This window comes from Actinomyces sp. S6-Spd3, assembly GCF_000758755.1.
In the GTDB taxonomy this organism is placed as follows: Bacteria; Actinomycetota; Actinomycetes; order Actinomycetales; family Actinomycetaceae; genus Pauljensenia.
In genome coordinates this window covers 1-811 of the sequence record NZ_JRMV01000114.1, presented here as the reverse complement: position 1 = coordinate 811, position 811 = coordinate 1, and the positions used below count along the sequence as shown (strand labels likewise).

1 protein-coding gene is annotated in these 811 nt (G+C 54.1%); it reads left to right on the top strand.

From position 1 onward, the window contains the following. Nucleotides 1-370: 370 nt before the first annotated feature. A partial coding sequence (locus HMPREF1627_RS10635) for a polyprenyl synthetase family protein (protein WP_034500287.1) occupies nucleotides 371-811 on the top strand: 441 nt, incomplete at its 3' end.

Below are 811 nucleotides of genomic sequence, written 5' to 3'. Positions count from 1 at the left end.
TGGAATTCGCGGTCCTCTTGGTCGCGGTGGTGGCCTTAGCGGCAGTCTTCTTCGCGGCAGGCTTTCTAGTTGCCTTCGACTCGGTAGATTCAGTTACCTCAACGTCGCTAGTGGTGGATCCTGCGGTCTTAGAATTAGTCTTAGAGGCTTTAGAAACTGCCACGAAGTTTTCCTTTCCACGGGAACATTAGGGTCCTCTCACTCTTTAATCGGCGCATGGCTGCACCACTTGACCGGGTTGTGATTAATCGTGAGAGACGAAACTAGAACCAATTATAATCAGGTCTTGTATTTTTCGCCCAACTGAGGTAACCAATCTCCTCACCCCCGTTGATAGGGCGTTGCTCGTTCGATTCGGTATCTTTATAGTATGAAAACGGATCGAAACGCCTCGAACGCCGCGAAGCCCGCGTTTAACCAAGCCCTATTCGCACCGGTGATGAACCACCAAGCCTTGGATTTCTTCAATACCTTTGCAGCAACCCTGGCTCCACACCCGGAGCTTGATCGATTCCTCTCGTTTGCTCGCTCGTACGTGGGATCGGGCAAGGCCCTGCGCGCCCTCGGCGTTTCCATCGGTAACTTTATTGCGGGTGGCGAAGATGTCGGCCATAGCGAAACCGCGATGAATCTAGGCGCTGCGCTCGAACTTTACCAAAGCTCCGCCCTCGTACACGATGACTTCATCGATAATGCTCCAACCAGGCGCGGTATCCCGTCCGTACACGTGCAGGCTGCGCGCGAGATAGGCGCGGAAACGGCAGGGCCTGTGGCAATCTTGGTTGGCGACCTGTTGCTCTCCCTAAACCAC